Origin of the sequence: Amycolatopsis sp. NPDC058986 (assembly GCF_042741125.1) — a bacterium.
Classification (GTDB): domain Bacteria; phylum Actinomycetota; class Actinomycetes; order Mycobacteriales; family Pseudonocardiaceae; genus Amycolatopsis.
On record NZ_JBHYJW010000001.1, the window covers coordinates 364,901 to 389,987 of the forward strand.

Here is a 25,087-nt window from a genome sequence, read left to right on the forward strand (position 1 = left end):
CTCTTCGCCGGGCTCGTACGGCGAACGGACTAAAGGCTCAACACGAACTTGAGGCCAGCCGCGCGTCGCGTTGACCGGCACCTTGCATGCGCTTACCGTCAAAGGCGGTAAATCGCCACGATGTGATTCGACCCCGCGATCCGCTGTGCTGCGAACGCGGGGGCACGGACGTGGCGATTCATCCCGGCCGGTCCCACTCCTGGGTCCGACCGGCTTGTCGTTCGCCGGCCGCCAGGTCGGGCGAGGGGAGGCACGCGTGGTCGAGGCTGGTCCTGAGAAGCAGCCTGTTCAGGTCGCCGGCGGCGAGCAGGGTGAACTGTTCCCCGACGCCTCGCTTCCGGACGAACTGGTCGGCTACCGGGGCCCCGCCGCCTGTCAGATCGCCGGGATCACCTACCGGCAGCTCGACTACTGGGCCAGGACGAAGCTGGTCGCGCCGAGCATCCGTACCGCGCACGGTTCGGGATCGCAGCGGCTGTACTCGTTCAAGGACATCCTGGTCCTCAAGGTCGTGAAGCGCTTACTGGACACCGGGGTCTCACTGCAGAACATCCGCGTCGCCGTCGATCACCTGCGGGTACGCGGAGTGCGTGATCTGGCGAAGGTGACGTTGTTCTCGGACGGCACCACGGTCTACGAGTGCACGTCGCCGGAGGAGATCGTCGATCTGCTCCAGGGCGGTCAGGGTGTGTTCGGCATCGCGGTCAGCGGGGCCATGCAGGAGATCAGCGGCACGATCCACGAGTTCCCGGCCGAGCGTGCCGACGGCGGCGAGGTCGAGTCGATGGTGCCGGACGAGCTGACCCAGCGCCGCAACGCCCGTCGCACCGGGTGATCACCGGCGCTCGAGGGCGTCAGGGTAGGCTCTGTTCCGCGGTCGACGAATCCGCGCGGGAGAGACCGGGCCATCAACAACCTTGAGCCCGGCGCCGAAGGAGCAAGTCCTCCCCGGAACCTCTCAGGCACCCTGGACCGCGCGGACGAGACGCCTCTGGAAAGTGGGTCGCCAGGACACAGCCTGACGGCTCCGCCGAAGGTGCAAGCCCGGCTCAACACACGGGTGAAACTCTCAGGCGCCCTGCGGGTACGGACAGAGTGGGGAGGGCCAGGACAACGTTGTCCGGCCCCGTCCCCGCCGTCCCGGGAGGTTCACGTGACCGAACCCAGTCCGTCCCTCGCCGAACTGGAGCAGGGAATTCCCTTCGCCGACCGGCACATCGGCCCCGGGCCCGGGGAACTCGCCCGGATCCTTGGCGTCGTCGGCGTCGCCTCACTCGACGAACTCGCCGAGCGCGCGGTCCCTGGTTCCCTGCGGGCTTCGGCCAGGACCCCGGGCCTGCCGCCCGCCGCCACGGAAGCACAGGCACTGGCGGAACTGCGGGCGCTCGCCGCGCGCAACCGGCCGATGGTGCAGATGATCGGCCTCGGCTACCACGACACGATCACCCCGCCGGTGATCCGCCGGAACCTCTTCGAGAATCCCGCCTGGTACACGGCTTACACGCCGTACCAGCCGGAGATCTCCCAAGGCCGCTTGGAAGCGCTGCTCAACTTCCAGACGATGATCGCGGACCTCACCGGCCTGCCGATCGCCAACGCGTCCCTGCTCGACGAGGCGACCGCCGCGGCCGAGGCGATGACCCTGGTCCGTCGCGCCACCCGCTCGAAGTCCGCGCGGTTCGTCGTCGACGAGGACACCCTGCCGCAGACCATCGAAGTGCTGCGTACTCGCGCGGAGCCGCTCGGCATCGAGCTCGTCGTCACCGACCTGTCCCAGGGCATCACCGGGCTCGGCCTCGGCGGCGACTTCTTCGGCGTCCTGCTGAGCTACCCCGGCGCGTCCGGCGCGGTGCGCGAGCTGGATCCGGTGATCGCCGAGGCGAAGGCACTCGGCGCCGCCGTCGTGGTGGCAGCGGACCCGCTCGCGCTGACCCTCCTGCGCTCGCCCGGCGAACTCGGCGCGGACGTCGCGATCGGTTCGGCACAACGGTTCGGCGTGCCGATGGGCTTCGGCGGACCGCACGCCGCCTACCTCGCCGTCCGCGAGGGCCTCGAACGCCAGGTCCCTGGCAGGCTCGTCGGTGTCTCGGTCGACGCCGACGGCGCGCGGGCGTACCGGCTCGCCTTGCAGACCCGCGAGCAGCACATCCGCCGCGAGAAGGCGACGTCCAACATCTGCACCGCGCAGGTGCTGCTCGCCGTGATGGCCGCGATGTACGCGGTGTACCACGGCCCGGAAGGACTGCGGGCCATCGCGTACCGCGCCCATCGCATGGCCACGGTGTTCGCCGCCGGGCTCGCCGAGGGCGGCATCGAGATGCGCCACGGCGAGTTCTTCGACACGGTGACCGCGGTCGTGCCGGGCCAGGCGGCGGCGATCGTGGCGGCCGCGCGCGACCTCGGGGTGAACCTCCGGCTCGTCGATGCGGACCACGTCGGCGTCGCCTGCGACGAGACCACGACGCGCGAGCGGCTTTCGTTGGTGTGGAAGGCTTTTGGCGTCACTGTGTCCGATGTGGACTCGCTGGACGCGGACACCGCCGACGCGCTGCCCGTGCCGCTGCGGCGGACGGGGGAGTACCTGACCCATCCGGTGTTCCACACGCATCGCTCGGAAACGGCGCTGCTGCGGTACCTGCGTTCCCTGGCGGACAAGGATCTGGCACTCGACCGGAGCATGATCCCGCTCGGCTCCTGCACGATGAAGCTCAACGCCGCCGCGGAGATGGAACCCGTCAGCTGGCCCGAATTCGCCGGACTGCACCCGTTCGCCCCCGTCGAGGACGCCGAGGGGCTGCTCTCGGTGGTGTCCGATGTGGAGGGTTGGCTGGCCGGGATCACCGGCTACGAAGCGGTTTCGCTGCAGCCGAACGCGGGCAGTCAGGGCGAGTTCGCCGGTCTGCTGGCGATCCGTGCCTACCACCGTTCGCGGGGCGAGGACGCCCGCGACGTATGCCTGATCCCGGCCAGTGCCCACGGCACCAACGCCGCCAGTGCGGTGATGGCCGGGATGCGCGTCGTCGTGGTGCGGTGCGACGAGGGCGGCAACATCGACCTCGCGCATCTGAAGTCCACTGTGGACGAACACGCCGGCGACCTCGCGGCGATCATGCTCACCTACCCGTCGACCCACGGCGTCTACGAGGACACCGTCGGCGAGGTCTGCGGTCTGGTGCACGACGCGGGTGGCCAGGTGTATGTCGACGGGGCGAACCTCAACGCGCTCATCGGGCTGGCGCAGTTCGGCCGGTTCGGCGCCGACGTCTCGCATCTCAACCTGCACAAGACCTTCTGCATCCCGCACGGCGGTGGCGGGCCCGGTGTCGGCCCGATCGGCGTCCGGGAGCACCTCGCGCCGTTCCTGCCGAACCATCCGCTGCAGCCCGCCGCCGGTCCTGCCACCGGTGTCGGCCCGATCAGCGCGGCCCCGTGGGGCAGCGCGTCGATCCTGCCGATCTCGTGGGCCTACGTGCGGATGATGGGCGACGAAGGCCTGCGCCGCGCCACGCTGACCGCGGTGGCGAACGCGAACTACATCGCCCGCCGCCTCGGTGAGCACTACCCGGTGCTCTACGCGGGACACGACGGGCTGGTCGCCCACGAGTGCATCCTCGACCTGCGCGGGATCACGAAACGCACCGGCGTCACGGTGGACGACGTCGCGAAACGGCTGGCCGACTACGGCCTGCACGCGCCGACGATGTCGTTCCCGGTCGCGGGCACGCTCATGGTCGAGCCCACCGAGAGCGAGGACCTCGGCGAACTCGACCGGTTCTGCGCCGCGATGATCGCGATCCGGGGCGAGATCGACCGGGTGGCGGCGGGGGAGTGGCCCCTGGCGGACAGCCCGCTCCGCAACGCCCCGCACACCGCCCGCTGCGTCACCGGCGAGTGGACCCGCCCCTACTCGCGCGAACTCGCGGTTTTCCCGGCAGGCCCTTCGGCGACGAAGGCGTGGCCCCCGGTGCGCCGCATCGACGGCGCCACCGGTGACCGCAACCTCGTCTGCTCCTGCCCGCCCCCGGACGCCTTCGCCGACTGACCGCGAGTTCGTCAGCCGGGCCGCTTGTCCAGGAAGCCGTGCACCTTCGCGATCCGGCCGCCTTCCAGCTCGACGACGTCGAAGCCGATGACCATCGGCTCGTCGGCCCCGGGAGCGCCGAGATACCACTGGAACCGGGCGAGGTCGTGGTGCGCGTCGGCCTCGGCGGGCAGGCTGAACACGAGCCCGGCGAACTGCGCCTGCGCCCCGCCGATGAAACCGTCGACGCCGTCGTGCCCTTCGACCGCGCCCAACGGGTCGGTGTAGCGGGCGTCCTCGGTGAAGACGTCCGCGATCAGCGCGCGCCTGCGGGCCGGGTCGGTCTCGTTCCACACGGCGATGTACTGCTCGACGATGTGCTGGACGTCCGACATGGGATCCCTCTTTTCGTTACCGGACAACGCTTTCGTTGTCCTCGACGACGCAAAGCCTGCCCGGTGCGGGTGCGGCGCGTCGATTACCCGGGAGGTAATGGCGACGCCGCGGCGGGCCCCGTAGCGTCTGCCTCGTGACTACTCCCGTGAAGGTGGGCGAGCTGCTGCGGCAATGGCGGGACCGCCGCCGCATCAGCCAGCTCGACCTGGCGATCTCGGCGGACATCTCGACCCGGCATCTGAGCTTCGTCGAGACCGGCCGGTCCCGTCCGAGCCGTGACATGGTGCTGCGCCTCGGCGAGCATCTCGACGTCCCGCTGCGCGAGCGCAACCAGCTGCTGCTGGCGGCCGGGTACGCACCCGCGTACGGCGAAAGCGGACTCGGTGATCCCGAGATGGCGGCGGTCCGCGAGGCGGTCCGGCTGCTGCTGAAGGGGCACGAGCCCTACCCGGCGGCGGTCGTCGACCGCGCCTGGAACCTCGTCGACGCGAACGCGAGCCTCGGGATCTTCACCGAGCAAGTGGCGCCCGAGCTGCTGACGCCGCCTGCCAACGTGCTGCGCGCGACGCTGCATCCGGACGGGATGGCACCGCACGTGCTCAACCTGGGGGAGTGGCGAGCCCACCTGCTCGGCAGGCTGCGGGGCCAGGTCACCCAGACCGCCGATCCGGTGCTCGCCGCGCTGCTGGAGGAGCTGCGCGGCTATCCGTGCGACCAGCCGGTGCCCGACGTGGAAGTGCCCGGACCCGGCGACATCTTCGTCCCGCTGCGATTCCGCCACCACGGCACCGAGCTGGCGTTCTTCAGCACGGTCGCCACGTTCGGGACGCCACTCGACGTGACGGTCGCGGAGCTCGTCATCGAGTCGTTCTTTCCGGCGAATCCCGCCACCGCGGCGTATCTGCGCGACCGGGCGGGCGCCGAAGTGCGATGATCGGGCGCGGAACTCCCCGCAGCAGCCGATGACGCAGTGAGGATCGCCCCTTCATGGCCATGTCGCCCCTGCTCGCCCTGACCGACGACGTCCGCATCCCGCAGCTCGGTTTCGGCGTCTGGCGGGTGCCCGCCTCGGACGCCACGAAAGTGGTCCGCACCGCCATCGACGCCGGCTACCGCGCCATCGACACGGCCGCGGCCTACGGCAACGAGTCCGAGGTCGGCACCGCCATCGCCGGCTGCGGCGTCCCGCGCGAGGAACTGTTCGTCACGACGAAGCTGTGGAACGCCGACCACGGCTACGACGCCGCGCTGCGCGCGTTCGACCGCAGCATGGCCGCGCTCGGGCTCGACCGGCTCGACCTCTACCTCATCCACTGGCCGCTGCCGAAACGCGGCACGGCTGCCGACACCTGGCGGGCACTGGTGAAGCTGCGCGACGACGGCCGCGTCCGCGCGATCGGCGTGTCGAACTTCCAGATCCCGCATCTGCGCGAGCTGATCGACGAGACAGGCGTCGTGCCCTCGGTCAACCAGATCGAACTGCACCCGTGGCTCCAGCAGGTCGCGCTGCGGGAGTTCCACGCCGAGCAGGGCATCCTCACCGAGGCGTGGAGCCCGCTCGCGAAAGGGCGGCTGCTCGGGGACGAACCGGTCACCGCGCTCGCCGCGAAGTACGGCAAGAGCCCGGCCCAGATCGTGCTGCGGTGGCATCTGCAGCTGGGCACCGTGGTGATCCCGAAGTCGGCCACCCCGGCGCGGATCCGGGAGAACCTGGACGTGTTCGACTTCGAACTGGCCGAGGACGACCTGGCCGTGCTCGGCGAGCTGGACAACGGCACCCGGACCGGGCCGGACCCGGAAACCTTCGACCTGACGTCGGCGCTGGGCGACGTCAGGCGGCCTTGATCCCCGCCGCCGCGAAATCGGCCTGCTGCGCGGGCTGCTTGAGGTACTCCCGGAAGGTCTGCGCGGCCCGCTGCTGGATGTCGTCGGCGGCCTTGCCGCCCAGGCAGATGAACGGGTAGTCGGCCGAACGCGCGGTGGCGACGGACTGCGCGGGCGAGCTGATGAGCTCGGGCTTGGCGGTGGTCAGCTCGCTGACCCAGTAGCCCGATTCGGGCAGCCACGCGGCGGGCAGGCCGCCGATCGCGTCGACGTTGGTGCGGCCGGTCAGCGCGTCGAGCACCTGTGCCGACGGCATCGATTCGACGGTCACGTGGATGCAGCGGCCGTGCACGACGGTGGCCGCCTGGTTCCACTTCGTCGCGGCCTGGGTCACCGGCTGCGCGGCGCTGGGGGTGACGAGGACGCGGAGGTCGGAGGTCCCGCCCGCGCAGCTGGCCGCCTCGGCCTCTGCCCTGCTGTTGAGGAGACCGTCGGCCCAGTTCCAGCCGAAGACGCCCAGCGCGACGAGCGCGGCCAGGACGACGGCCGCGATCGGCCACTTCGCGATGCGGCGGCGCGGCGCCTTCTTGCCGACGATGCGATGCGAACCGGTGGTCTCACTGCGGCCCGCGGCCCGCTTCGGTGGGTCCAGGGGATGCGGCACCGGCTCCTCGGGCAGGCTGTGACGCCCCATCGTTGTCCTTTCGAAACGCGCGCACACGCGCTGCTACGCAACCAAAACGTTATCACCCTAACAGGTGAGCCGTGAGGCGGGAATAATGTGACTCACAGTTGGTTCGGCCGTACTAAATTCACCTTGACGAAGTGAGTAATTCCTCGCAGTGCGCGATCAGCCGGGTACGCAGCGGTGCCGCCCGGCGAGCGAATTCCGCCTGCGCACGGGCGTATTCGGCCCGGCCGCCGGCGGTCTCGATCCGCACCGGCGAGTACCCGAACCCGGAAAGGTCGTACGGGCTCGCGCGCATGTCCAGTTCGCGGATGTCGGCGGCCAGCAGGAAACAGTCGGCGATCAGTTCCGCGTCGACGAACGGGTCCAGTTTGTACGCCCATTTGAAGAGATCCATGTTGGCGTGCAGACACCCGGGCTGTTCGAGCTCGACCTGGGTCTCGCGGGTCGGCGTGAGCTGGTTGCGGGGGCGCGCGGGCCCGGTGAAGAAGCGGAACGCGTCGAAGTGCCCGCACCGGATGTCGAGGGACTCGACGACCGCGTCGGTCCCCGGCGAGCCGAGCCGCAACGGCAGCTGGGCATGCCGGACCTGCTCGGCGGGCTCGCGGTAGACCATCGCCCATTCGTGCAGCCCGAAACAGCTGAGCCGCGGCGCGCGGGACGCGGTGGCGGTGAGCAGCCGCCGGACGAACTCCGCCGTCCGCGCCTTGGACTCGGTGAAACCGCACGGATCGAGACGCACGCCGTCGGCGGTCTCGACGTAGCCCTTGCGGTCGAGGAACCGCCGTGCCGCGTCTCCGGCAAGTACGACACCGGGCCCCGGCTGCCAGCGTTCGAGGTGGGTCGGGCGATGGGAGTAGTAGCTGAACAGGAAGTCCAGCACCGGGTGCTTTTCGCCGCGGGCCCGGCGCTCCTGGTGCGGGACAGTCCAGGCCCGCATGCGCTCGACGTGGTCACGCTCCCGCGCCAGCCAGTCGGCCTCGGGGAGCACGAGCGTCATACGCCCACGTGGGTGCCGTCGCGGACGGTCCCCACGTATTCCTCGACGAGGTCTTCCAGCGCGACGACGCCGACCGCGACGCCGTTCGCGTCGAGCGCACGGGCGAGGTGGCTGCCTTCCGCGCGCATCGCCGAGAGCGCGACGTCGAGCCGCGCGTCGGCACGCAGTTCGGTGAGCGGCCGCGTCTTGGCCGAGGGCACCTCGCTCGACGGGTCGTCTCCGAGCAGGTCCAGCACGTCCTTGACGTGGAGGTACCGCGTGAGCGAGCCGTCGTCGGCACAGACGGGGAACCGGGAGAACCCGGTCGAGGACACCGCGCGTTCCACGTCCCCGAGGGTAGGCGCACAGGGCAGCGTGGTGAGCTGCGCGGTCGGCACCAGGACGTCGGCGACGGTCTTCTGCACCGAGGACAACGTCTGCGAAAGCCGCTGGTGCTCGGACTGCTCCAGCAGGCCCTCGCGCCGCGATTCGCTCAGCAGCTCGGCCAGCTCGTCGGAGGTGTACGCCGTCTCGAGTTCATCCTTCGGCTCGACCCGCACCAGCCGCAGCAGGGCGTTGGAGACGTGGTTCAGCAGCCAGATGAACGGGTTCGCGATCTTGACCCACGCGACGTGCACCGGCACCAGCCACAGGGCCAGCCGTTCGGGCTCGGCGATGGCGAGGTTCTTCGGCACCATCTCGCCGATCATCACGTGCAGCACGGTGATGAACGCGAGCGCGATCGCGAACGAGATCGGGTGCAGCAGCGCCATCGGCAGCCCGATGAGGTCGAAGAACCCGGACAGCCGGTGCGCGACGGCGGGTTCGCCGAGCCGCCCGAGCAGCAGCGAGCAGATCGTGATCCCGAGCTGCGCGCCCGCGAGCATCTGCGAGACGTTGCGGCTGGCGTTGATCACGGTCCGCGCCCGCGTCTTGCCCTGTTCGAGCAGAGCTTCCAGCCGGTCGCGGCGCGAGGAGATCAGCGTGAACTCGGCGCCGACGAAGAAAGCGTTGGCCAGCAACAAAACCACGACAAGAGCGATGTTGAGCCAGTCGTTCATGCGATCGACTCGCTTCGCGAGACAGCGTCTAACTCCTTATGGCGCATGACATCCATGATTCGCTCGCAAGCTTCGCTCATCGCGCCATCACCTCGCGCTCCGCTTCGGCGGGAGCGGTCATTTCGGCGGGCCGCACCTCGACCTCGGCGATGCGGTGGCGGTCCATGGTCGTGACGGTGAGCCGCCAGCCGTCGACCTCGACGGTGTCGCCGGGCGCCGGGATCCGGCCGAGCCGTTCGAGGATCAGGCCGGCGATCGTCTCGTAGTCGCCGTCGGGCATGTGGAACCCGGTGACGTCGGTGACCTCGTCCGCGCGCAGCTGCCCGGACACCATCCAGCTGTCGGTGCCCAGCTGCTGCGCGGCGGGTGCCTCCCGCTCGTCGTGTTCGTCGCGGACGTCGCCGATGATCTCCTCGACGACGTCCTCCAGCGTGACCAGTCCGGCGGTGCCGCCGTACTCGTCGACGACGATCGCGAGCTGGAAACGGGAGTCGCGCAGTTTCGTCAGGAGCGCGTCGCCGGACAAGGATTCCGGCACCGTCGGCACGTCCTGCATCACGTCGCCGATCCGCACGTTGCCGCGTCCGTCGGCGGGCACGGTGAACGCCTGCTTGACGTGGACCGCGCCCTGCACGTCGTCGAGATCCTCGGTGTAGACCGGGAAACGCGAGAACCCGGTGCGCCGCGAGATGTCGATGAGATCGCTGATCGTGTCGTCGACGGTCAGCGATTCGGCCTGCACGCGCGGGGTCATCAGCTCCTCGGCGGTCCGCTCGCCGAAGCGGAGCGACTTGCCGAGCAGCTCCGCGGTCGCCGTGTCGAGCGTGCCGCTTTCGGCGCTGGAGCGCACGATCGAGCCGAGTTCCTGCGGCGAGCGCGCGGACCGCAGCTCTTCCTGCGGCTCGACGCCGAACTTGCGCACGACGAAGTTGGCGCTGTTGTTGAGGAGCGTGATGAGCCAGCGGAACAGCGACGAGAACCGCGAGTGGTACCCGGCGACCGCGCGGGCGGTCTGCAGTGGCCGCGCGATCGCGAGGTTCTTCGGCACCATTTCGCCGAGAATCATCGACAGCGAGGTCGCGAGGACCAGCGAGACGGCGAGCGAGACGCCGCCCGCCACGCCGGAGGACAGGCCGAAGGCGCGGAACAGCGGCTCCAGCAGCTGGCCGATGAGCGGTTCGGCGAGATACCCGGTGACCAGGGTGGTCAGGGTGATCGCGACCTGGGCACCGGAAAGCTGGAAGGACAGCGAGCGGTGCGCCTTCTGCACGATGTGCGAGCGCTTGTCGCCGACCTGGCGGACGTTCGCCTCGACCGTGCTGCGTTCGAGCGCGGTCAGCGAGAACTCCGCGGCCACGGCGAGGCCGGTGCCGATGGTCAGCAGGACGAAGAGGAGGACGCCGAGAACGGCGAGCAGGATCTGGATCATTCCGCACCAGCCGGAACGGCGGGGGAAAGCGCTATGGAACAGCCGGGCCGGTCACCCGGCTCGGTACTGTCACCGGGTGACTGTGCGTCGCGCACCTTGAGTGGTCACTCCTAGCCATGAATCAGGGTTGTACTGCGGCGATGACCCCCATCTTAACGTGTCCTTGGCGCCGATCGGGTGCTTGTGCCGCGTGGCGGTGGTCTCCGGTCAGCGCGGATCGCGGCCGAGCAGGGCGATGAGCCGGGTCGGCGCGCCCGCGGCGCGGCCGACCGGGACCGGCGGATCGAAGATCCCGATGCCCTGCCAGGTGTCGACCATCGGGCGCAGGATGTCGAGCAGCCGCTCGGCGAGCGGTGCCGGGACCGGGTTCGGCAGGCCGAGCGCGGTGGCCAGGTCCCAGCCGTGCACTGCCAGGTCGATGGTCATCTGCCAGCCGTACTCCTCGGCCGGGATCAGCCCGCTGGAGACGTGCACCGTCCGGCGCAGTGTCCCCGGCCGCGTCCACGCCTCGCGAGCGGCGGCCGAGGAGGACTCCCACGCGCCGACCGGGTCGTCCCCGAGCACGTCGCCGTCGAACCGGTCGCCGACTTCGTCCAGCGTCGCGCCGTCGAGCAGGGGCGGTGCCCAGAGCTGCTCGTTCACCAGGTGGTTGACCAGATCGCGTACCGACCACTCGGTGCACGGGGTCGGCTCGTCCCAGTCCTGGTCGCCGACGGCGTGGACGGCGTCGTCGAACACCCGCCGGGCCTGCTCGTGCGCGTCGAGGAGATCCACGGCCCCCATTTGACCACGACAGCGGAGCGGAATCCCGGGCGGGTGAGGTCAGGAGGAGTGGTCCGCGATCCCGGTCCGGTGCCGCCGCACGGTCTCCTCGACGAGGTCGAGCACGGGGCCGAGGTCGTCACCCGGCAGGCCCATCGCCAGGTGGGAGACCAGACCCTCCAGCACCAGTTCGAGGAAGGCGGTCAGCACCTGGACGTCCACGTCGTCGCGCAGATTGCCGGCGTCGCGCTGCCGCTGGAGCCGCTGCCGGGTCGCGGTGGTCAGCTGCTCGGAGCGCTCGGCCCAGCGGGCCCGGAACTCCGGGTCGGTCCGCAGCCGCCGCGAGACCTCCAGCCGGGTGCCGAGCCAGTCGGCCGGATGTTCGGTGTCCCCCGCCAGCAGATCGCGCATGACCTGGACGAGCCCCTGCTCGGCGACCACGTCGGCCATGCGCACGGCGTCGTCCTCGGCCAGCGCGAGGAAAAGCGATTCCTTGTCGCGGAAATGGTGGAAGATGGCGCCGCGGGAGAGCCCGGTGGCTTCCTCCAGGCGCCGGACCGTGGCACCTTCGTACCCGTACCGTGCGAAGCACACACGGGAACCGTCGAGGATCTGGCGCCGTCTCGCGTCGAGGTGATCCTGGCTTACCCGTGGCATTCTGAAATCTTGACACTGGGGATGGGGAGATCGCAATCCGTACGTACGTCTTGTGATGCCGGTCCTGGCGTCTTTGCGCGTTCGGGGGAACCCGCCCGCCCTCACCCACGTCGGAGTGTTCGTCCGGTGTCCTGCTGACACGATGTCGGCCGTTTGGCTAGTCTTTGCCCATCGTGGCCGGACACCACGGTGCGTGACCTGTGAGGAAGGTGGGGGCGTTGATCATCGGTGAGGCCGGGCGGGCCGCCCAAGCCGTCTGGGGCATCGAGCCGGGCCAGAACGGCAAGGTGTACGGCGGTGGTGGTTCCGGCGGGGGCGGCAAGTTCGAGATGGACCCCGCCGAGCTCAAGGCCGTCATCGGCCTCTGGGAGGACCAGCTCAAGAAGATCACCGAAGACGGCCAGAAGATCCGGGGTATCGCCGACGCGCTGCGGCCGCCGGGCCACGACGACGCGAGCGGGAGCTACGTGTCCACGGGAGGCGATTCGATCGCCGCCCTGCAGGCGCAGAACGACTCGATGAAGGCGTACGTCCAGGGGTATCTGGAGAGGCTTCGTGAGGCGCAGAGCAAGACGGTGAAGACCGACCATGCTCTCGCCGGCCCCCTCACCCAGGCGACGTGACCGTGAAGCTCCTGCGGATCATGGCCGCCTCGAGTGCTGTCCTCTGCCTCGCCGCCTGTTCGAGCACCACGGGCGGCACCGCGCAGCCGTCACCGACCGCGGCGGGGACCGCGTCCTCCGCCGCCGACCCGAATGTGCCGAAGGTTTCCCGGCCACTGGATGCGTCGGCTTATGTGGCGGACCCGTGCAAGCTCGTACCGCAGTCGGTACTGACCCCGCTCCGGTACACGGAGCCGGGAACAGCCCACACCGACCCCCATCAGGCCGATACGCAGGCAGGACCGTATTGCGGCTGGATGATCGGCGCGGAGGGCCTGAGCTTGCAGGTCTTCGTGGAGACGGGTAACCGTGATCGTGGCCTCGGCGGACTCGCCGGGCTCTACACCGGCAAGCGGTCCGGGCAGCTGGGCTTCCTCGAGCCCGCGCCCTCCGTCGAAGGATATCCGGCGGTTTACGCGGACAAGCGGGACCGGCGTGCCGGCGGCAACTGCAATCTCGACGTCGGCATCGCCGACGACCTGGTTTTTTCCGTGGCGCCGCAGGGGTACAAGGGCCAGCAGGATTCCTGCCAGGTCGCCCAGACCGTCGCCGCCGCGGTCATCAAGACACTCAAGGGGGCCTGACGTGGACGGCAAGGCGATCTACGAGAACTTCACGAAGGGCAACACCGACGGGCTGAGAACCGCCGCGCGGGGCGTCGCCGAGCTTCAGGCGGCGTACAAGGACCGGGCGGAGAGCATCAAGGCGTTGCAGGGCCGGATGCGGAAGGCGTGGACGGGTGACGCCGCGGACGCCGCGAACGCGGGGGCGGGACCGCTCGAGCAGGCGTTCTTCGACACCGCCGGTCCTCTGGACACGACGACGGCATCGGTGGACGCGCAGGCGAGCAGTTTCGACGCGTCCGGGCACGCGGTGGTGGAGGTCCCGCCGAAGCCGGACAAGCCGAATCCCTGGACCACCGGCCTCAAGGCGGCGATCCCGATCGCGGGGCCGTCGATGGCGATGAACGACGTCACCTCGTACCAGAAGAGCATGCAGAAGTACAACGCTGCCAACGAGAACAACGTCCGCGTGATGGACCAGTACAGCAACGTCACGTCGAGCACGAAGTCGGCGCTCCCGACGGACTACGGCCTCCTGCAGTCCGACGGCGCCTCGATCTCGGTGAAGGAGCCGACGCCGCCCGGACACGTCGAGCCGTTGCCCGGCAAGACGACACGGACCACGAAGCGCGGCGGGAACGAACAGACGACGTCGAGCAGTCACGTGCCAGGGCAGACTTCGGGGGACCAGACCGGGGGCAAGCCGACCACGCCGTCCGGCACGGACCGGCCCGGGGACACCGGTGGCACGGACGGTACCGGGCGGCCGGGCGGTACCGGGCGTCCCGGTGGCACGGACGAGACGACGACGCCGACGGGATCCAGGCCGGGCCGGACCGGGGTCCTGCCACCGACGGGCGTCGCCGGGCGGAAACCCGTGGGCGACGCGGAGCGGTCCGAATCGACGCTGACCGGGCTCCTCAACACGCAAGGCCCGAACACCACCGGATTCGGGAACGGTGTCGAGGAGCCGGGTACGGGAGGCGGTCGCGGCAGCAACAACGCGGGGAGCCGTCTGCTCGGCGGTGACGGCCGTGGCGGTGTCGGCGAGAACGCGCGAGGGCTTGGCGGGGGACGTGGTTCGGGTGTCGGCGGGCTCGGCAACGCGGCGGCTTCGGAAGCCGCCGCGGCCAGGGCGGCCGGTGGCCGGGGCAGCGGCCCGATGGGGCCGATGGGGCCGCACGGGCGTGGCGAGCGCGAGGAGGACGAGGAGCACCAGCGTCCCGACTTCCTGATCGAGCCGGATCCGGACTCGCTGTTCGGGACCGACGAGAAGACGAGTCCGCCGGTCATCGGCGAGTAGGAGGCGAGTCGTGGCGACGGGCCGGGTGGACGTGCCGGTCGAAGCGCTGGCAGCGCTGGCCGAACGGGAGCAGATCGGCCGGTTGCACCTGACGTTGCGGCCGGAACCGATCTGGCTCTCCGACGAGGCGCGGGCGGAGGCCGGCAAGCGCGTCGATGCCGCGCTTGCCGAGGCGGGGCTGGTCGACACGCACGGCCGCACGCTCGTCGACTTCCTCGACTGGCTGCCGCTGCTGGTGAAGCCAGCCCGGGAGTTCTACGGCTGGATCGGCACCGGCGAGCGGACCTATGGCGTGCTGGCGGCGACGCGGGGACTGCAGGCCGTGCTCGCGGTGTCCGACGGCGAATGGGTCGGCGTCCAGGAGATCGACCGGCGCAGGTTGGCCGAGTCCCTTGTCGAGCAGCTCCCGCCACTCGGCCCTGGCGGTGGGAATCCGCGCTCCGTAAGGGTTTTCGACCTGCACGAGGCCGCCCGGCGCGGGGAGGACGCGTATCCGCTCGAACCCGCGATCGCCGACGTCGTGAAGCTGGTGCAGCGGCCCGTCGCGGGCAGCGGTGAGCTGTACGCCGGGCTGCGGGACGAGGTCGGGCGATACACCTGCCTCGACCAGCCCCTGCACTACGCCGACACCGACTGGGGCCGCTACCTCAGTTACACCACGGGCGACGGCGACGACGCCGTGATCCACATCGGACCCGCCGGCACCCGTGAACTCGCCGAAACACTCCGTGAACTCGCCGGGACGCTGCCGGGCTGACCACGGCTCGGAAAATCGGCGGCGCGGTGAGCACCCGCTTGCCAGGATGACCGACGTGGACATCCGGGAATGCCGCGCCGACGACGTGCCCCTGCTCGAAACCCATCTGCCGTCGCCCGGCGCGAACCGCTATCACGAGGCCCGGTACCGGCGGCAGGCGGAAAACACGAGCACCTTCCTCGTCGCCTGGGACGGCGACCGGCCGGTCGCCGTCGGCGAGATCCGCTGGAACGGCTGCGCCGCGCCCGAGGTCCGGGCGAGTTTTCCCGGCTGCCCGGAGATCAACGGTCTCGACGTCGCGGAGGACCGGCGTTCGCGGGGGATCGGGACCGCGTTGCTGGCCACTGCCGAGACCTGTGCTCGGAATCGCGGCTATCACCACATAGGACTCGGTGTCGACGACGACAACCCGCGCGCGGCGGCGCTCTACCTCCGGCTCGGCTACCGCGAAACCGGCTGCCGCTACCTCGATCGGTACTCGTACGTGGACGCCGACGGCTCTTCGCACGACGTCGCCGATCCCGCCCGGTTCCTGGTCAAGGACCTCGGGTGACGAGCTGCTCGTGCCGGGGGAACCGGCACGAGCAGCCGGGTGTCACGCGACGGCGGTCCCCTCGAGTTCGACCAGCTGGCCGGGGATCGCCAGCCGCGTCACCCCGAGCATCGTGGTCGTCGGCGCGACTCTGGCCGCGCCGAGCCGCGACGCCAGCACGCCGTAGTGCTGGAAAAGCAGATCGACGTCCGTCGTGTACACGTTGAGCCGGACGAGGTTCGCCAGCGACATGCCGGCCTCGCCGAGTACGGCCTCGAGGTTGTCGAGGCTCAGCGCCACCTGGGCCGCCATGTCACCGTCGTGCTGGGGCTTGCCGTCGCCGCTCATCGCGGTCTGCCCGGAGCAGTACAGGGTGCGGGTGTGCCCGGAGACGACCTCGCCCTGGTTGAATCCCATTTCCACCGACCACGTCACCGGGTTGACCGCGGTTCGTTCCAACGCCACATCTGCTCCATTCGATTCATCGGGTGTACGGACGCCCCCCGGCTCGCTGGCGGCCAGGTGCCGACGTCGTGGGGAGAGCCTCCCAGCGAATCACGACATCCTGTGTCGTGTATTCCGCTAGGGTTTTCCCATGCGCGCCGACAGGTTGGTGTCGTTGGTGCTGCTGCTGCGCCAGCGCGGCCGGCTGTCCGCGACCACGCTCGCCCGCGAGCTGGAGGTGTCCACCCGCACCGTGCTGCGCGACATCGACGCGCTGTCCGCGGCGGGCGTCCCGGTCTACGCCGAACGCGGCAGGCACGGCGGTTTCGCCTTGCTGCCCGGTTTCCAGACGGAGCTCACCGGGCTGAACCACGACGAGGCGCTCGCCCTGCTGGTCGCCGGATCACGGCGCGGCGCGCAGGTTTTCGGGCTCGGCTCGGCGCTCGCTTCGGCCATGCTGAAGGTGGTCGACGCGCTGCCCGAAAGCCATCGGGGCGCCGCGGCCGGTGTTGCCGAGCGGTTGCTCATCGACCCGGAGACCGACCTGCTGTCGCGCCGCGTGGTCGCCGAGGAGGTGCCCGACACGATCGTGACCGAGATCCGGCGCGCGGTGCTCGCCGGGCACAAGCTGCGCATTCGCTACGCGGCGGCGGATCAGGCCCCGAAATGGCGCACGGTGGACCCGATCGGCCTGGTCACCGTGCGCGACCAGGGCTACCTGCTGGCCACGCGATCCGGCGCGGACCGTACCTACCGGCTGTCCCGGGTCCTGGCCGCCGAGGAACTCGCCGAACCCGCCCAGCGGCCGGACCGGGTCGATCTGGACCAGGCCTGGCAGGAACGCGGCACACGGTTCCGGACCGGCGGCGACCAGGTCGCCGTGCTGATGCGGATGAACCCGGCGCGACGGGAAGAGCTGATGGACACCGCGCTGGCCCTCCGCGCCGAAGAAACCGACGCGGAGGGCTGGCTGAGGCTGGAGGTGACCTTCCAGGACGCCCGGCACGCCGCATGGGCGCTGTGGCAGCTCGGCACGGACGCGGAAGCCCTGGCGCCGCAGTGGCTGCGCGTCTCCCTGTGTGATCGCGCCGCCGCGATCGCCCGCCGCTACGGTGATCCCCGCTAGTATGACAGCGCTGTTGTATCTCCCGGAAGGACGAGGCGGATGGCTGGGCTGTACCCCGAGATCGAGCCCTACGAGCACGGGATGCTCGACGTCGGCGACGGCCACTCGCTCTATTGGGAGGTCTGCGGGAACCCGGCGGGCAAACCGGCCGTGGTGGTGCACGGCGGCCCGGGAACGGGAAGTACCGCCGGCCTCCGGCGGTACTTCGACCCGGCGCGGTACCGCGTGGTGCTGTTCGACCAGCGCGGCTGCGGGCGCAGCACGCCACACGCGAGCGCGCCGGACGCCGATCTGTCCGCGAACACGACCGATCACCTCGTGCGGGACATGGAACTGCTGCGGGCTCATCTCGGCGTCGAACGCTGGCTCGTTTTCGGCGGGTCGTGGGGGTGCAACCTCGGACTCGTCTACGCCGAGCGTCATCCGGACCGGGTGAGCGAAATGGTCCTGATGGCACTCGCGACCGGGCGGCAGTGCGAGGTGGAGCTGCTGATCCGCGGTCTGGGCGCCATGTTCCCGGCGGCATTCGCCGAATTCCGCGCCGGGGTACCCGATGACGAGCGCGACGGGGATCTTTCCGTGGCGTACCACCGGCTCCTGATGGATCCGGATCCCGCGGTGCACCACGAGGCGGCACGCCGGTGGTGTGCGTGGGAGGACGCGATTCTGCCGGATTTGCCGCCCGATGACCGATTCGCCGATCCGGTGTACCGATTGGCGTTCGCGCGGCTGGTGACGCACTACTTCAGCAACGGTTCCTGGCTCGAGGACGGAGTGGTGCTCCGCGAGGCGGGAAAGCTCGCCGCGATTCCCGGCGTGCTCGCGGCCGGCGTGCTGGACCTGGGGAATCTGGCCGGGACACCGTGGGAACTGAACCGGGCGTGGCCGGGCAGTGAACTCGTGATGGTGGGCGGGTCCGGGCACACCGTGTCGACGGAGGGTATGCGGGACGTGCTCGTCGGTGCGACCGATCGGTTCGCGGGGTAGCTGAGAACGACGCTGTTTTTGTCGGACCCCGCGTGTAGCGTCCGAAGTCAAGGAGTCCCAAGGAGCGGGCTCCCAGACTGGACGGGCGGATATGACGGCGCGTTCGAACACGGTGCACGACTACCCGGAGAAGTCCGGTAGTGCGTCGAACCTGACCGCGAAGGTCCTTTCCGATCGAGCGGCGGGCGAGGCGTACGTGGCCTCCGTGTGCTTCAAGCACGGGCCACCGAAGCTCGTGGGCGTGGAACTGGAGTACACCGTGCACCATCGCGGTGACCCGGCCCGCCCGCTCGATCCCGATGTACTGGCCACGGCGCTCGGCCCGCACACCCCGCGGACGTTGCGCCCCGAAAGCCCCGCCTCTCCGCTCCCGGGTGGTTCGCCACTGAGTCTCGAACCCGGGTGCCAGGTAGAGATTTCTTCTCCTCCACTGGCCGGACTGCGTGAACTCGACGCGGTCGTCTCGGCCGATCTTCGCCATCTGCGTTCCCTGCTCGCCCGGCAGGATCTCGAACTGGGCGAGACGGGCATCGACGCACACCGTCCGCCCCGGCGCGTTCTCAGCACCCCGCGGTACGCGGCGATGGAACGCCGCTTCGCCCCGCTGGGCACGGGCGGGATCACCATGATGTGCAGCACCGCCGGGCTGCAGATCTGTGTCGACACCGGGGAATCCACCGGGTTCGCCGCCCGGTGGGCCGCCGCGCACGCGATGGGCCCGCCACTGCTGGCGGCGTTCGCCAACTCCCGGGTGCACGCCGGGCGGGACACCGGGCACGCCTCGGCACGCTGGCTCGCCGTGCTGGAGACCGAGCCGGTGCGCACCCGGTCGGCCGCGGCCGACCCGGACCCCGCCGCGGCGTGGGCGGAACGCATGATGGACACGCCGTTGATGGTGCTGCCCCGGGAAAACCGGCCATGGGACGCCCCTGAGGGGCTCACGTTCGGCGACTGGATCGAGGGCGCCGGTGCGGCCGCGGTCCTGCGCAGGCCGACGGTGGCGGATCTGGACTACCACCTCACCACGATGTTCACGCCGGTGCGCCCGCAGGGCTATCTGGAGCTGCGTTATCTCGACGCGCAGCCGCCGGGTGGCTGGCTGCACCCGGTCGCCCTCGTCACCGCCCTGCTCACCCGGCCGTCCACAGTGGACAAGGTGCGGGAGCTCTGCGCACCGGTCGAGGGTCGCTGGGTGGAGGCGGCGCGTGCCGGGCTGGCCGACGCGGAGATCGCGGCGGCCGCGCGGGCGGTGGTGGAACTCGGGTGCGCCGAACTCGGCGTCACCGGGCTGCACCCGGACACCATCACGGAGATCGGCGAAAACGTGCTCGCGCGCGTGGACGGAGCGAGGAGGGCTTCATGAGCACATCGATTCCCGAGTACAACCCGTTGCGGGAACTGAGCCCGCAGGATCTGCGCGCACACGCGGCGGAGGCGTTGACGAGGGCACGGGCGCGCAGTGTCGCGCTCACCGACGCGGTCGACGACGAGGACCTGGTCCGCCAGCACTCGAAGCTGATGTCGCCGCTGGTCTGGGATCTCGCGCACATCGGCAGCCAGGAGGAGCTGTGGCTGGTCCGCGACGTCGGCGGCAGGGAGGCGCTGCGCCCGGACATCGACGACATCTACGACGCCTTCCAGCACGCCAGGGCCGACCGGCCGGAACTGCCGCTGCTGGGCCCCGCCGAAGCTCGGCGGTACGTCCGCGAGGTCAGGGACAAGGCGTTCGACGTGCTGGAGAACGTGCCGCTGGAAGGCAGCAGGCTCACCGACAGCGCCTTCGCCTTCGGCATGATCACCCAGCACGAACAGCAGCACGACGAAACCATGCTGGCGACGCACCAGCTGCGCAAGGGCGATCCGGTGCTCAGCGCGCCGGAGCCGCCGCGGGCACCCGCCGGCAGGCGCCCCGCCGAGGTCCTGGTCCCCGGTGGCCCGTTCACCATGGGCACCACGGCCGAACCGTGGGCGCTGGACAACGAACGCCCGGCACACGAGGTCGTGGTGGACGCGTTCGTCCTCGACACCACGCCGGTCACCTGTGGCGCGTACACGGAGTTCCTGGAGTCCGGCGGCTATGACGACGAGCGCTGGTGGAGCCCGGCGGGGTGGAAGTACCGGACGGAACACGACATCACCGCGCCGAGGTTCTGGAAGCGGGCGCAGGACGGCTGGTGGCGGACCCGGTTCGGCGTCCACGAGAAGGTGCCCGCCGCCGAGCCGGTCGTGCACGTTTCCTTCTACGAGGCCGAAGCGTACGCGGCCTGGGCGGGCAAACGGCTGCCCACGGAGGCCGAATGGGAGAAGGCCGCCCGGTTCGACCCGGTGTCCGGGCGCTCCCGCCGGTACCCGTGGGGTGACGAGGATCCGACCGCCGAACACGCCAACCTCGGGCAGCGGCACCTGCGCCCGGCGGAGGCGGGCGCGTACCCGGCCGGTGCCTCCCCGCTGGGCGTGCACCAGCTGATCGGCGACGTGTGGGAGTGGACGAGCAGCGACTTCCACGGGTACCCGGGCTTCGCCGCGTTTCCGTATCGCGAGTATTCGGAGGTCTTCTTCGGGCAGGACTACAAGGTGCTGCGCGGCGGTTCGTTCGGGACCGACGCGGCGGCCGTGCGCGGCACGTTCCGGAACTGGGACCATCCCATCCGGCGGCAGATCTTCAGCGGGTTCCGCTGTGCCCGCGATCCCCGTCCGGGCGAGGTGGCCTAGCCGGACATGTGCCGACACCTCGCATATCTCGGCGAGCCGCGTTCGCCCGCCGAGCTGATGTTCGACGCCCCGCACTCGCTGCTGGTGCAGTCCTACGCCCCGGCCGACATGCGGGGCGGGGGATCGGTGAACGCGGACGGCTTCGGCCTCGGCTGGTATCCCGGCAGGGCCGAGCCGCTGCGGTACCGGCGTTCCGGTCCACTGTGGACGGACGAGACGCTGCCCGCGCTCGCCGCTTCGGTGCGGGCCCCGGTCTTCCTGGCCGCGGTGCGCAACGGCACCACCGGCATGCCGGTCACCGAGGCGGCCGCGGCGCCGTTCGCCGACGGCCGGTGGCTCTTCAGTCACAACGGCGTGGTGCGGGGCTGGCCGGAATCGCTGGCCGCGCCGTCGAAACAGCTGCCGATCACCGAACTGCTCACCCTCGAAGCACCGACCGACTCGGCGGTGCTCTGGGCCCTGCTGCGTGCTCGCCTGCGCGCGGGGGAGGACCCGCTGTCCGCGGTGACCGGGCTGGTGACCTCCATCGAGGCCGCCGCGCCCGGCTCCCGGCTCAACTTCCTGCTCACCGACGGGGAAACCCTGATCGGCACGGCCTGGACACATTCGCTCGCGATGCTGCGGACGGCCGAAGGCGTCGTCCTGGCCTCCGAACCGTGTGCTCCGGATCCGGCGTGGACGGCGGTGCCCGACCGGCACGCCGTCCGCGTCAGCCGCGCCGGCGTCGACCTCATCCCCCTCACACCGGAACGGAGTGACCCTTCCCGATGACCGACGTGGATCTGGACAACCACCGTGCCCATGCCGACGTCACCGACGAACTCGTCGGTGACGTCCGCGCCGGCCTGACAGCCGGGCAGAAATGGTTGCCGCCCAAGTGGTTCTACGACGCCGACGGCAGCGAGCTGTTCGAGCGGATCACCGCGCTGCCCGAGTACTACCCGACCCGCAGCGAACGGGAGGTGCTCGCCACGCGGGCCGGTGACGTCGCCCAGCTCACCGGGGCACACACCCTCGTCGAGCTGGGCTCCGGTTCGAGCGAGAAGACCCGGCTGCTGCTCGACGCGTTCACCGGGCACGGCACGCTGGAGGCGTTCGTCCCGCTGGACGTCTCGGAATCCGCGCTGGCCGAGGCCACGGCCGCGATCTCCGCGGACTACCCGAAGCTCGACGTGCGCGGAGTGGTCGGCGACTTCACCCAGCACCTCGACCGGCTTCCCGGCGGCCAGCCCCGGGTCGTGGCGTTCCTCGGCGGCACGATCGGGAACTTCCTGCCCGCCGAACGCGCCGCGTTCCTGCGCTCGGTGCGGGACGTGCTGGACGAGGGGGAGTGGCTCCTGCTCGGGACGGACCTGGTGAAGGACGCCGGTGTCCTCGAACGGGCCTACGACGACGCGGCCGGGGTCACCGCCGAGTTCAACCGGAACGTGCTGCGGGTGATCAACACCCGGCTCGGCGCGGATTTCGACCCGGACGCCTTCGAGCACGTCTCCTACTGGGACGCCGAGAACGAGTGGATCGAAATGCGGCTGCGGTCACGCGGGTGGCAGACCGTCGAGATTCCCGGGGCCGGGCTGACCGTCGAGTTCGCCGACGGCGAGCACATCCGCACCGAGATCTCCGCCAAGTTCCGGCCGGGCGGCGTCGAAGCCGAACTCGGGTCCGCCGGGTTCGCCGTCGAGCGATGGTGGACGGACTCACAGCAGCGGTTCGGGGTGAGCCTGGCAAGATCCGTACGTGGCTAATCCTCTCGCGGCGTTCGCTCGCGTGCTCGGCACGAAACCCTGGGTGATGAAGCTCGCGGGCGGGATCATCTGGGCCGACAAGAAGCTGCACGGGGCGTTCAAGGGCCGGGTCAGCCTGGTGGCACTGGCCGGGCTGCCGTCGTTGCGGCTCACCACGACCGGGCGGAAGAGCGGGTTGCCCCGCAGTACCAACCTGCTCTACTACCCGGACGGCGACCGGTTCGTGCTCACCGGGTCGAACTGGGGCCGCCCGAACAACCCCGCGTGGACGTTGAACCTGCGGGCCTGCCCCGACGCCGAGATCGCGATCGCCGGAAAGGCGATCGCGGTCACGGCGAAGGAGCTCGACGGCGAGGAGTACTCGCGGATGTGGCGGGAACTGCTGCGGTTCTGGCCCGGCTACGAAATGGAGCGGGTGGCCGCCGGGCGCCCGTTGCCCATCTTTGTGATGACACCGTCGTCCTAACTCGTTCAGGTCGATAGCCTCCCACCATCCTTTCGGCCGGTGACGGGAATCGGCGGTTTGTGCCAGTCTCACCCCTGTAACGCGTGGTGACGCCGCATGCGCGGCGCCAGCGCGACTCAAGGGAGGAGAAGTCTTGCCGAGTTCCGCGAAGAGCCGGGTGCGCGCGGTCGCACTGGTGGGGGCGCTCGTGGCCGGTGCGGCGCTGACCGGGATGTCCGGTACAGCCGCCGCGGCGCCGGCCGGGGGCATTCCGGCAGCGCAGGTGGGAGCGACGAAACCGGTCGACTGGGGTGCCTGCTCGGCCGACACCCTGCGCGGGGTGCCCGCCGACCAGACGAAGTTCTACAGCTGCGCGCGGTACCGCGTCCCGATCGACCACGACGACGCCTCGCTGGGCACGATCGACATCGCGCTGCTGAAGCGCGCGGCGCGCACGCCGGACAAGCGGGTCGGATCGCTGTTCCTCAACCCCGGTGGTCCCGGCGGTTCCGGGCTGCGGATGCCGATCAGCGGCACGGGCTACTTCCAGCCGCAGGTCGTCGACCGCTTCGACCTCATCGGCTTCGACCCGCGCGGGGTGGGCCAGAGCAATCCGCTGCGCTGCTTCACCACGCAGGAGGACGCCGACGAGGTGAACGGCGCCCAGGTCGGCGTGCCGTTGAGCCGCGCGGAGATCTCCAGCACGCTGGCCGCCTACCGCGACCTCGGGCAGTTCTGCAAGAACAACTCGGGCGCGCTGCTCAACCACATGTCCACCAAGGACGTGGTGCGGGACCTCGACAAGCTGCGCGCCGCGGTCGGTGACCAGAAGCTGACCTACGTCGGTTTCTCCTACGGCACGCTGATCGGCTCCACGTACGCCGCGATGTTCCCGAAGCAGAGCCGGGCGATCGTCATCGACGGCAACGTCGACCCGGCGCTGCGCACCAGCGACGGCGTGCAGTACGACCGCGAACGGGCCCGCGGGTTCGAGATCTCGCTCGACGCGTTCCTGACCCGCTGCGCGCAGTCCGGTCCGAAGTGCGCGTTCAGCTCCGGTACCCCGAGGACGAAGTTCGACGAGCTGCGCGAGTATCTGCGTCAGCAGCCGATCAAGCTGCCCGGCGGCGGGTCGATCGACATCAGCCAGTTCACCAGCAGCGTCTCGAGCACGCTCTACCGGCCGGCCGGTTTCCCGGCGCTGGCCCAGGAACTGCAGAGCCTGTACGACGTGATCCACCCGCCGGCCGCCGCCACCGCGCAGGCCCAGTCGGCGCGGACGCTCAAGCTCGACGTGCTCGCGCCGGGCAAGAACGGCCTGGCCGATCTCGACCCGGACAGCCCCTACACCGGTGACGACTCGTACTTCGGGGTGAACTGCTCCGACAAGAAGATCACCATCAAGCAGGACAAGGTGCCGGGGCTCGCGGCGCAGTGGGAACGGGAGTCGCCGACGTTCGGCCGCTACCAGATCTTCTCCGACGTCGCCGCCTGCCCGGTGTGGCCCGCCAGGCACCCGGACGTCTACCGCGGTCCGTGGCAGGTCCAGACCGAGAACCCGGTCGTCGTGGTCGGCAACTACTACGACCCGGCGACGCAGTACCTGTTCGCGAAGCGGATGGCGAACGAGCTCGGCAACGCCCGGCTGCTGTCGGTCGACGCGTTCGGGCACTGCATCCTCGGCAAGTCGCTCGGCGTGGACAAGGCCACGGCCGACTACCTGATCGATCTGAAGGTCCCGGCGGCGGGCCAGGTGTTCCAGCCGAACACCCAGCCGTTCCAGACGACCGCCACGGCGAAGGGCTGACCTCCCCCGGTCGTGGCCGTCCCCAGGAAGGACGTCTTCGGTGTCCCCGACACATCGAAGGCGTCCTTCCGGCGTTCGCATGATCCTTCCGGGTGAACTTTTCGGGTCTCGCCGCTGACGTTCCGGTGGCCGCCGAACCGGACTATCCGCCGTGTTCGGCGCATAGCCGGAACTCGGCTTGCCAGCG

General features: G+C 70.3%; 25 protein-coding genes and 1 riboswitch. Of the genes, 17 read left to right on the forward strand and 8 right to left on the reverse strand.

All coding sequences use genetic code 11. The annotated features are described in order from the left end of the window. Window positions 1–256 precede the first annotated feature (256 nt). Both ACFW0G_RS01700 and gcvP read left to right on the forward strand, forming a co-directional pair. Window positions 257–835 (forward strand): MerR family transcriptional regulator, encoded by a 579-nt coding sequence (locus ACFW0G_RS01700; RefSeq protein ID WP_378322687.1) that lies wholly within the window; start codon window positions 257–259, stop codon window positions 833–835. Window positions 836–881: 46 nt separating this feature from the next. Continuing rightward, a riboswitch (glycine riboswitch) is annotated at window positions 882–985 on the forward strand. A 168-nt stretch (window positions 986–1,153) separates the two neighbouring features. After that, window positions 1,154–4,042 (forward strand): aminomethyl-transferring glycine dehydrogenase, encoded by a 2,889-nt coding sequence (gene gcvP, locus ACFW0G_RS01705; protein WP_378322688.1) that lies wholly within the window; start codon window positions 1,154–1,156, stop codon window positions 4,040–4,042. Window positions 4,043–4,053: 11 nt separating this feature from the next. Here gcvP and ACFW0G_RS01710 read toward each other — a convergent pair whose 3' ends face one another. Then, entirely contained in the window at window positions 4,054–4,416 is a 363-nt protein-coding gene (locus ACFW0G_RS01710; RefSeq protein ID WP_378322689.1) for a nuclear transport factor 2 family protein, read from the reverse strand. Between the two features lie 134 nt (window positions 4,417–4,550). Between ACFW0G_RS01710 and ACFW0G_RS01715 the strand changes: the two genes are divergently transcribed. Together ACFW0G_RS01715 and ACFW0G_RS01720 are read left to right on the forward strand one after the other, a co-directional pair. Then, window positions 4,551–5,351: a helix-turn-helix domain-containing protein gene (locus tag ACFW0G_RS01715; RefSeq protein ID WP_378322690.1), complete on the forward strand. Its 801-nt coding sequence runs from the start codon at window positions 4,551–4,553 to the stop codon at window positions 5,349–5,351. Between the two features lie 53 nt (window positions 5,352–5,404). Further along, window positions 5,405–6,262, forward strand: a complete 858-nt coding sequence (locus tag ACFW0G_RS01720) for an aldo/keto reductase (RefSeq protein ID WP_378322691.1) — start codon at window positions 5,405–5,407, stop codon at window positions 6,260–6,262. Here the strand turns inward: ACFW0G_RS01720 and ACFW0G_RS01725 are convergent. From ACFW0G_RS01725 to ACFW0G_RS01750, 6 genes are all read right to left on the reverse strand, one after another. Beyond that, entirely contained in the window at window positions 6,249–6,935 is a 687-nt protein-coding gene (locus tag ACFW0G_RS01725; protein ID WP_378322692.1) for a hypothetical protein, read from the reverse strand. The two genes, ACFW0G_RS01720 and ACFW0G_RS01725, sit on opposite strands and share 14 nt — an antisense overlap. Window positions 6,936–7,053: 118 nt before the next feature. Beyond that, entirely contained in the window at window positions 7,054–7,929 is an 876-nt protein-coding gene (locus ACFW0G_RS01730) for a 3-methyladenine DNA glycosylase (RefSeq protein ID WP_378322693.1), read from the reverse strand. Then, the gene (locus ACFW0G_RS01735) at window positions 7,926–8,969 is read right to left on the reverse strand and encodes a hemolysin family protein (RefSeq protein WP_378322694.1); all 1,044 of its coding nucleotides are present in this window, start codon (window positions 8,967–8,969) and stop codon (window positions 7,926–7,928) included. Before ACFW0G_RS01735 ends, ACFW0G_RS01730 begins: the two co-directional genes overlap by 4 nt. A 76-nt stretch (window positions 8,970–9,045) precedes the next feature. Then, on the reverse strand, window positions 9,046–10,398 hold the full coding sequence (locus ACFW0G_RS01740) for a hemolysin family protein (RefSeq protein ID WP_378322696.1): 1,353 nt from the start codon (window positions 10,396–10,398) through the stop codon (window positions 9,046–9,048). A gap of 207 nt (window positions 10,399–10,605) precedes the next feature. Next, window positions 10,606–11,172, reverse strand: a complete 567-nt coding sequence (locus tag ACFW0G_RS01745; protein WP_378322697.1) for a TIGR03086 family metal-binding protein — start codon at window positions 11,170–11,172, stop codon at window positions 10,606–10,608. Window positions 11,173–11,220: 48 nt separating this feature from the next. After that, complete coding sequence (locus tag ACFW0G_RS01750; protein ID WP_378322699.1) at window positions 11,221–11,817, reverse strand: TetR/AcrR family transcriptional regulator; 597 nt, start codon at window positions 11,815–11,817, stop codon at window positions 11,221–11,223. Window positions 11,818–12,035: 218 nt separating this feature from the next. On the opposite strand from ACFW0G_RS01750, the gene ACFW0G_RS01755 reads away from it, so the two are divergent. The 5 genes from ACFW0G_RS01755 to ACFW0G_RS01775 are packed head-to-tail and all read left to right on the forward strand — an operon-like array spanning window position 12,036 to window position 15,655. Further along, the gene (locus tag ACFW0G_RS01755; RefSeq protein ID WP_378322700.1) at window positions 12,036–12,440 is read left to right on the forward strand and encodes a hypothetical protein; all 405 of its coding nucleotides are present in this window, start codon (window positions 12,036–12,038) and stop codon (window positions 12,438–12,440) included. Beyond that, window positions 12,437–13,063, forward strand: a complete 627-nt coding sequence (locus ACFW0G_RS01760; RefSeq protein WP_378322701.1) for a DUF3558 domain-containing protein — start codon at window positions 12,437–12,439, stop codon at window positions 13,061–13,063. The genes ACFW0G_RS01755 and ACFW0G_RS01760 overlap by 4 nt, the downstream gene beginning before the upstream one ends. Window position 13,064: 1 nt before the next feature. Next, window positions 13,065–14,345 (forward strand): hypothetical protein, encoded by a 1,281-nt coding sequence (locus ACFW0G_RS01765; protein WP_378322703.1) that lies wholly within the window; start codon window positions 13,065–13,067, stop codon window positions 14,343–14,345. Window positions 14,346–14,370: 25 nt separating this feature from the next. Beyond that, window positions 14,371–15,102 (forward strand): ESX secretion-associated protein EspG, encoded by a 732-nt coding sequence (locus ACFW0G_RS01770; protein ID WP_378322750.1) that lies wholly within the window; start codon window positions 14,371–14,373, stop codon window positions 15,100–15,102. A 46-nt stretch (window positions 15,103–15,148) separates the two neighbouring features. Further along, on the forward strand, window positions 15,149–15,655 hold the full coding sequence (locus ACFW0G_RS01775; protein ID WP_378322704.1) for a GNAT family N-acetyltransferase: 507 nt from the start codon (window positions 15,149–15,151) through the stop codon (window positions 15,653–15,655). A 42-nt stretch (window positions 15,656–15,697) separates the two neighbouring features. Here the strand turns inward: ACFW0G_RS01775 and ACFW0G_RS01780 are convergent, their stop codons facing one another. Next, window positions 15,698–16,093, reverse strand: a complete 396-nt coding sequence (locus ACFW0G_RS01780; RefSeq protein WP_378322751.1) for a RidA family protein — start codon at window positions 16,091–16,093, stop codon at window positions 15,698–15,700. A 136-nt stretch (window positions 16,094–16,229) separates the two neighbouring features. Here ACFW0G_RS01780 and ACFW0G_RS01785 point away from each other — a divergent pair, with 136 nt between their 5' ends. From ACFW0G_RS01785 to ACFW0G_RS01820, 8 genes are all read left to right on the forward strand, one after another. Next, complete coding sequence (locus ACFW0G_RS01785) at window positions 16,230–17,204, forward strand: helix-turn-helix transcriptional regulator (protein WP_378322705.1); 975 nt, start codon at window positions 16,230–16,232, stop codon at window positions 17,202–17,204. Between the two features lie 39 nt (window positions 17,205–17,243). After that, window positions 17,244–18,191 carry a prolyl aminopeptidase gene (pip, locus tag ACFW0G_RS01790; protein WP_378322706.1) on the forward strand — a complete coding sequence of 316 codons (948 nt, stop codon included), beginning with the start codon at window positions 17,244–17,246 and terminating at the stop codon, window positions 18,189–18,191. A gap of 91 nt (window positions 18,192–18,282) precedes the next feature. After that, window positions 18,283–19,554, forward strand: a complete 1,272-nt coding sequence (locus tag ACFW0G_RS01795) for a glutamate-cysteine ligase family protein (RefSeq protein ID WP_378322707.1) — start codon at window positions 18,283–18,285, stop codon at window positions 19,552–19,554. Next, window positions 19,551–20,903: an ergothioneine biosynthesis protein EgtB gene (egtB, locus tag ACFW0G_RS01800; RefSeq protein ID WP_378322708.1), complete on the forward strand. Its 1,353-nt coding sequence runs from the start codon at window positions 19,551–19,553 to the stop codon at window positions 20,901–20,903. Before ACFW0G_RS01795 ends, egtB begins: the two co-directional genes overlap by 4 nt. A 6-nt stretch (window positions 20,904–20,909) precedes the next feature. Next, window positions 20,910–21,674 (forward strand): ergothioneine biosynthesis protein EgtC, encoded by a 765-nt coding sequence (egtC, locus tag ACFW0G_RS01805; RefSeq protein WP_378322709.1) that lies wholly within the window; start codon window positions 20,910–20,912, stop codon window positions 21,672–21,674. Beyond that, the gene (gene egtD / locus ACFW0G_RS01810) at window positions 21,671–22,648 is read left to right on the forward strand and encodes an L-histidine N(alpha)-methyltransferase (RefSeq protein WP_378322711.1); all 978 of its coding nucleotides are present in this window, start codon (window positions 21,671–21,673) and stop codon (window positions 22,646–22,648) included. The genes egtC and egtD overlap by 4 nt, the downstream gene beginning before the upstream one ends. Next, complete coding sequence (locus ACFW0G_RS01815; RefSeq protein WP_378322712.1) at window positions 22,641–23,114, forward strand: nitroreductase family deazaflavin-dependent oxidoreductase; 474 nt, start codon at window positions 22,641–22,643, stop codon at window positions 23,112–23,114. The genes egtD and ACFW0G_RS01815 overlap by 8 nt, the downstream gene beginning before the upstream one ends. Window positions 23,115–23,271: 157 nt before the next feature. Beyond that, window positions 23,272–24,900 (forward strand): alpha/beta hydrolase, encoded by a 1,629-nt coding sequence (locus tag ACFW0G_RS01820; protein ID WP_378322752.1) that lies wholly within the window; start codon window positions 23,272–23,274, stop codon window positions 24,898–24,900. Window positions 24,901–25,087 lie beyond the last annotated feature (187 nt).